Below are 6,541 nucleotides of genomic sequence, written 5' to 3'. Positions count from 1 at the left end.
ACCGTGGTCGCCGCCTCCGGGGTGTCCGCCGCCTCCCGCCGCCGCGCCGAGGCGCTGCTGCCGGGCGTGCGGATCGTCACCCCGCCGCAGGTACTGGCCGCCGCCGACCTGGTGCTGCTGACCGTCCCGGACGACGCGCTGGCCGACCTGGTGGCCGGACTGGCCGCCACCGGCGCCGTCCGCCCGGGCCAGCTGGTCGTGCACACCTCCGGCGCGCACGGCGTCGCCATCCTGGAGCCCGCCACCCGGGCCGGGGCGCTGCCGCTGGCCCTGCACCCGGCGATGACCTTCGCCGGCACCTCGGTGGACCTGGCCCGGCTGGCCGGCTGCCCGTTCGGCGTGACCGCTCCCGAGGAGCTGCGGCCGGTCGCCGAGGCGCTGGTGGTGGAGATGGGCGGCGAACCCGAGTGGGTGCCCGAGGAGGTCCGCCCGCTCTACCACACCGCCCTCGCGCACGGCGCGAACCACCTGGTCACCCTGGTCGCGCAGGCGATGGACCTGCTGCGCACGGCCGGCGTCGCCGAGCCCGGCCGGATGCTCGGCCCGCTGCTGGGAGCCGCCCTGGACAACAGCCTGCGCTCCGGCGACGCGGCCCTCACCGGCCCGGTCGCCCGGGGCGACGCGGGCACCGTACGGCGCCATCTGGCACAGCTCAGTACGGTGTCCCCGGACATCCCGGCGGCGTATCGTGCAATGGCCCGTGCCACCGCCCAGCGGGCGGTGGCGAACGGGACTCTCTCGACCGACGCTGCGGCCGCTGTGCTGGACGCTCTCAACGAGGAGACGCGCTGAGTGACTCCTCCCCGGCCTGGACCGGGGCTTCTCACTCGGCCGCCGAAGCGGCCTCATGACCGACAAGCCCTGCCCGGTGCGCTACCGCACGGGACGGAGCGCAACAAGGCGGCGACACGTCGCGCAGCCGAATGATCGAAGGAGCGCAGGAATGGCGGGCAAGGCCCAGCGAAGCAAGCCCCAGCGGACGCCGAAGGTCCACCGGGCCGTCGTCACGCACACCGTGGACGACTTCGAGGCCGCGTTCTGGCCGGACGAGCGGCCGGTGGACAACGCCGTCGTGATGACCATGGGCGCGCTGCACGAGGGCCACGCCGCGCTGATCCGGGCCGCCCGCAAGCAGGTCGGCCGGGAGGGCCGGGTCGCGGTGACGGTCTTCGTCAACCCGCTCCAGTTCGGCCCGAACGAGGACCTGGAGCGCTACCCGCGCACCCTCGACGCCGATCTGCGGCTGGCCGAGGAGAACGGCGCCGACGTGGTCTTCGCGCCGTCCGTCGAGGAGGTCTACCCGAACGGCGAGCCGCAGGTGCGGATGGCGGCCGGCCCGATGGGCGAGCGCTACGAGGGCGCCACCCGGCCCGGCCACTTCGACGGCGTGCTGACCGTGGTCGCCAAGCTGCTGCACATCACCGACCCGGACTTCGCCTTCTTCGGCGAGAAGGACGCCCAGCAGCTGGCGATCATCCAGCGGATGGTCGCCGACCTGGACTTCGACGTCGAGATCGTCGGCGTGCCGACGGTCCGCGAGGAGGACGGCCTGGCGCTGTCCTCGCGCAACCGCTACCTGTCGGCGCAGGAGCGCGCCCACGCGCTCGCCCTGTCCAAGGCCCTGTTCGCCGGCCGGGACGCCGCCGCGCAGGGCCCGAAGGCCGTCCGCGAGGCCGCCTCGGCCGTTCTGGACGGCGCCGAGGGCGTCACCCTGGACTACCTCGCCCTGATCGACCCGCACGACTTCTCGGAGGCGGCGGACGACTTCCAGGGCGAGGCGGTGCTGGCCGTCGCCGCGGAGGTGGGCCCGACCCGCCTGATCGACAACGTCCGCATCATCGTCCGGTAGTTCCGCACCGTCGTCCGGTAGCGAGTACCGGCAGCAGGACCCCCTTTCCGGCATGCACTCACAGGAGGCGTGACCACATGCTCCGCACCATGCTCAAGTCCAAGATCCACCGGGCCACCGTGACCCAGGCCGACCTGCACTACGTCGGCTCCGTCACGGTGGACGAGGACCTGCTCGACGCCGCCGACCTGCTCCCCGGCGAGCTGGTCCACATCGTCGACATCAACAACGGCGCCCGGCTGGAGACCTACACCATCGCCGGCCCGCGCGGCTCCGGCGTGATCGGCATCAACGGCGCCGCCGCCCGTCTGGTCCACCCCGGCGACCTGGTCATACTCATCGCCTACGGGCAGATGGACACGGCCGAGGCCAAGGGCTACGAGCCGAAGATCGTCTTCGTGGACGAGCGGAACCGGATCACCGGCCTGGGCGGGGACCCGGCACAGGCCCAGGAGGGCACCGGGCTGCTCCGGGGGGACAGGGCGTACGGTGACGGCAACGGCGCGGCCGACGCCGCCTCGCGCTGAAGGAGCCACCCACCCATGTCCACGCACCGCCTCACCGCCCCGGCCCCCGGCTGGACCGCCGCCACCGACGTGGTCGTGGTCGGCTCCGGGGTCGCCGGCCTCACCGTCGCGCTCAACGTCCGCAAGGCCGGCCTGCGGGTCATGGTGGTCACCAAGGCGATGCTGGACGACGGCTCCACCCGCTGGGCCCAGGGCGGCGTCGCGGCCGCCCTGGGCGAGGGGGACACCCCCGAGCAGCACCTGGACGACACCCTGGTGGCCGGCGCCGGGCTCTGCGACGAGGAGGCCGTGCGCACCCTGGTCACCGAGGGCCCGGACGCCGTCCGCCGGCTGATCGCCACCGGCGCCCTGTTCGACCGGGGCGAGGACGGCGAGATCCTGCTGACCCGCGAGGGCGGCCACCACCGCGACCGGATCGTCCACGCGGGCGGAGACGCCACCGGCGCCGAGATATCGCGCGCCCTGGTCGCCGCCGTCCACACCGACCCCGGCATCGAGCTGATCGAGCACGCGCTCGTCCTCGACCTGCTCACCGACGCCGCGGGCCACGCCGCCGGGCTCACCCTGCACGTGATGGGCGAGGGCCAGCGCGACGGCGTGGGCGCCGTCCGGGCCCGCGCGGTGGTGCTCGCCACCGGCGGCATGGGCCAAGTCTTCTCCGCCACCACCAACCCGGCGGTCTCCACCGGCGACGGCGTGGCGCTCGCGCTGCGGGCCGGCGCCGCCGTCACCGACCTGGAGTTCGTCCAGTTCCACCCGACCGTGCTCTGGCTCGGCCCGGAGGCCGAGGGCCAGCAGCCGCTGGTCTCCGAGGCCGTGCGCGGCGAGGGCGCCCACCTGGTGGACGCGGATGGTGTCCGGTTCATGGTCGGGCAGCACGAGCTGGCCGAACTGGCCCCGCGCGACATCGTCGCCAAGGCGATCACCCGGCGCATGCAGGAGCAGGGCGCCGACCACATGTTCCTGGACGGGCGGCACTTCGGCGCCGAGATGTGGGAGCAGCGCTTCCCGACCATCCTCGCCTCCTGCCGCGCGCACGGCATCGACCCGGTCACCGAGCCGATCCCGGTCGCCCCGGCCGCGCACTACGCCTCCGGTGGCGTGCGCACCGACGGGCACGGCCGCACCAGCGTCCCCGGCCTGTACGCCTGCGGCGAGGTCGCCTGCACCGGGGTGCACGGCGCCAACCGGCTGGCCTCCAACTCGCTGCTGGAGGGCCTGGTCTTCGCCGAGCGGATCGCCGCCGACCTGAGTGGCCGGCACCGGGCCGGCGAGCTGCCCGAGCGCACCGTGGACGTCGAGGCCACCCGGTCCGCGCACCCGGTCCCGCTGCCACCCTCCGAGGCGCGCGCCGAGATCCAGCGGCTGATGTCGCGCGGCGCGGGCGTGCTGCGCTCGGCCTCCTCGATGGCCGGCACCGCGGCCGGGCTCGGCCTGATCGCCGAACAGGGCTACGCGCACGTCGCCGAGGAGAAGCCGGCCGACCCCCGGGTGGAGACCTGGGAGGCCGCCAACCTGCTGCTGGTCGCCACCGCGCTGGTCGCGGCCGCCGCGCAGCGCGCGGAGACCCGCGGCTGCCACTGGCGCGAGGACTTCCCCGAGCGCGACGACGCCCACTGGCGACGCCATCTGATCACCACCCTCGCCGCCACCGGCGGCCCGGTCAGCACCCCTGAGGAGCAGTAGAACCATGACCCACTCCCACGAGGAACTCCCGATGGCCGGCGGCTGCGGCGACGGCTGCGCCTGCGGGGACGGCGAGGGCTACGAGACCGGCCTGGACCCGCAGCTGGCCGAGCTGCTGGAGCAGGCCGGGCTGGACCCGGTCGAGGTCGAGGACATCGCCACCCTGGCGCTGGCCGAGGACCTGGCCGGCGGCGAGGACGTCACCTCGGTGGCGACCGTGCCCGCCGAGGCCGTCGCGACCGCCGACTTCACCGCCCGCCAGGCCGGCGTGGTGGCCGGCCTGCGGGTCGCCGAGGCGGTCGTCTCGCTGGTCTGCGAGGAGGAGTTCGAGGTCGAGCGGCACGTCGAGGACGGCGACCGGGTGGAGGCCGGCCAGGTGCTGCTCTCGGTCCGCTCCCGCACCCGCGACCTGCTGACCGCGGAGCGCAGCGCGCTCAACCTGCTCTGCCACCTGTCCGGCATCGCCACCGCGACCCGCGCCTGGGCGGACGCCCTGGAGGGCACCGGCGCGGTGGTCCGTGACACCCGCAAGACCACCCCGGGCCTGCGCGCCCTGGAGAAGTTCGCGGTGCGCTGCGGCGGCGGCGCCAACCACCGGATGGCGCTCTCCGACGCCGCGCTGGTGAAGGACAACCACGTGGTCGCGGCCGGCGGCGTGGTCGAGGCCTTCCGGGCCGTCCGGGCCGCGTACCCGGAGCTGCCGGTCGAGATCGAGGTGGACACCCTGGAGCAGATCCCGCCGGTGCTGGAGGCCGGGGCGGACCTGATCCTGCTGGACAACTTCACCGTCGGGCAGCTGAAGGAGGCCGTCGCGCTGGTGGCGGGCCGGGCGAAGCTGGAGGCCTCCGGCGGACTGACCCTGGCCAGCGCGCGCGAGGTCGCCCAGACTGGTGTCGACTACCTGGCCGTGGGCGCGCTCACCCACTCCTCGCCGATCCTGGACATCGGCCTGGACCTGCGCGCCTGACCGTCAGGGCGAGAACAGACCTGTCCCGACTCGCAGAAAGCGTCCCCGTGCTCCTCACCATCGACGTCGGCAACACCCAGACCACGCTCGGCCTGTTCGACGGCGAGGACGTGGTGGAACACTGGCGGATCTCCACCGATCCGCGCCGCACGGCCGATGAACTGGCGGTGCTGCTGCAAGGGCTGATGGGCAACCACACCGCGGTCCGGGAGGCCGCGGTGGAGGGCCTGGCGATCTGTTCGTCCGTCCCCGCCGTGCTCCACGAGCTCCGCGAGGTGACCCGCCGCTACTACGGCGACGTCCCCGCGGTGATCGTGGAGCCCGGCGTGAAGACCGGGGTGCACGTCCTGATGGACAACCCCAAGGAGGTCGGCGCCGACCGGATCGTCAACGCGCTGGCCGCCAACCACCTGTACGGCGGCCCGTGCATCGTGGTCGACTTCGGCACCGCGACCACCTTCGACGCCGTCAACGCCCGCGGCGACTACGTCGGCGGCGCGATCGCCCCCGGCATCGAGATCTCGGTCGAGGCGCTCGGCGTCCGCGGCGCCCAGCTGCGCAAGATCGAGCTGGCCCGCCCGCGCAACGTGATCGGCAAGAACACCGTCGAGGGCATGCAGTCCGGCATCCTCTACGGCTTCGCCGGCCAGGTCGACGGCCTGGTCGAGCGGATGGCCCGGGAGCTGGCCAAGGACCCGGACGACGTCCAGGTGATCGCCACCGGCGGCCTCGCGCCCCTGGTCCTCGGCGAGGCCACCACCATCGACGTGCACGAGCCCTGGCTGACCCTGATCGGCCTGCGCCTGGTGTACGAGCGCAACCGGCCCGCCGCCGGCTGAGCCGCGCTCAGGGAGCGGGCGTTGGGGCCGTCCGCGGGTACCATTCCCCCCCGACGGGAAGCCCCCGCCGATCCCGATGGTCGTGCCCGGCGGGACGGTCACCATCACCAGGCTCCCAGGCAGTGCCTCCAGGACCTTCCGCCAGCGCGGGTCCTTCACCACCGCGGCGAGTTGCTCCGGCGTCAGCGGCGGGTCGGTCCGGGTGATCGGCGCGCCCTGCTCCAGCGGCTCGCGGTTCCACTCCTGGAGCAGCATCTGGTAGCCGGGCCCGGTCAGCAGGGCGGACCACACCTTCGAGCCGGTCGGTTCCCCGTCCCGGGTGGCGGCCTGGTAGAGGCGCAGGTGGCCTCCGTCCGGGAGGGCCGTCTCGGTGCAGGCGTCACCACCGATCGGCGAGGGCGGGCAGGTCCTGTCGGCACCGTAGGACCGCGTGATCCAGAACAGGTACTGGGCCGGGCCGTTCCCGTCGTCCAGGACCAGCCGCAGCTGCGGGGTGTCGCTCTCGGTGCCCCTGGCCTCGCCCACCTGCACCGCCCCCTGCGGCAGCAGCTCGGTGAGCATCCCCAGGAACTCCGGCCCGGTGATCGGGGCGGCGGCGCTCGGCGACCCGCCCGGCGACGCGCCGACCGCCACCGTGCCGGGCCCGGGCAGCAGGCCGCCGAACGCGGCCGTG

The 6,541-nt window shown here is 74.3% G+C and carries 7 protein-coding genes; all 7 read left to right on the top strand.

Features of this window, described 5'->3' with window-relative positions; genetic code table 11:
- Positions 1 to 792 (top strand): Rossmann-like and DUF2520 domain-containing protein (locus KS423_RS35075; RefSeq protein ID WP_224283791.1); only part of this gene is annotated, 792 nt, incomplete at its 5' end.
- 151 nt (positions 793 to 943) lie between these two features.
- Positions 944 to 1,849 (top strand): pantoate--beta-alanine ligase, encoded by a 906-nt coding sequence (panC, locus tag KS423_RS35070; protein ID WP_224283790.1) that lies wholly within the window; start codon positions 944 to 946, stop codon positions 1,847 to 1,849.
- A 77-nt stretch (positions 1,850 to 1,926) separates the two neighbouring features.
- The gene (gene panD / locus KS423_RS35065) at positions 1,927 to 2,376 is read left to right on the top strand and encodes an aspartate 1-decarboxylase (protein WP_224283789.1); all 450 of its coding nucleotides are present in this window, start codon (positions 1,927 to 1,929) and stop codon (positions 2,374 to 2,376) included.
- Between the two features lie 15 nt (positions 2,377 to 2,391).
- Positions 2,392 to 4,062, top strand: a complete 1,671-nt coding sequence (locus KS423_RS35060) for an L-aspartate oxidase (protein WP_224283788.1) — start codon at positions 2,392 to 2,394, stop codon at positions 4,060 to 4,062.
- A 4-nt stretch (positions 4,063 to 4,066) separates the two neighbouring features.
- On the top strand, positions 4,067 to 5,029 hold the full coding sequence (gene nadC, locus KS423_RS35055) for a carboxylating nicotinate-nucleotide diphosphorylase (protein ID WP_224283787.1): 963 nt from the start codon (positions 4,067 to 4,069) through the stop codon (positions 5,027 to 5,029).
- Between the two features lie 47 nt (positions 5,030 to 5,076).
- Positions 5,077 to 5,868: a type III pantothenate kinase gene (locus tag KS423_RS35050; RefSeq protein ID WP_224283786.1), complete on the top strand. Its 792-nt coding sequence runs from the start codon at positions 5,077 to 5,079 to the stop codon at positions 5,866 to 5,868.
- 430 nt (positions 5,869 to 6,298) lie between these two features.
- Positions 6,299 to 6,541, top strand: a 243-nt coding sequence (locus KS423_RS35045) for a hypothetical protein (protein WP_224283785.1), incomplete at its 3' end; no start/stop codon positions are given.

The organism is Streptomyces sp. LS1784, assembly GCF_020103755.1.
GTDB lineage: Bacteria > Actinomycetota > Actinomycetes > Streptomycetales > Streptomycetaceae > Kitasatospora.
Note: the sequence above shows the minus strand (reverse complement) of the source record. Positions and strands in the feature narration are given on the sequence as shown.

Bases quoted from the DNA above. Each gene is read 5' to 3' on its own strand.
- panC (WP_224283790.1), top strand. From the start codon at position 944: ATGGCGGGCAAGGCCCAGCGAAGCAAGCCCCAGCGGACGCCGAAGGTC.
- panD (WP_224283789.1), top strand. From the start codon at position 1,927: ATGCTCCGCACCATGCTCAAGTCCAAGATCCACCGGGCCACCGTGACC.
- KS423_RS35060 (WP_224283788.1), top strand. From the start codon at position 2,392: ATGTCCACGCACCGCCTCACCGCCCCGGCCCCCGGCTGGACCGCCGCC.
- nadC (WP_224283787.1), top strand. From the start codon at position 4,067: ATGACCCACTCCCACGAGGAACTCCCGATGGCCGGCGGCTGCGGCGAC.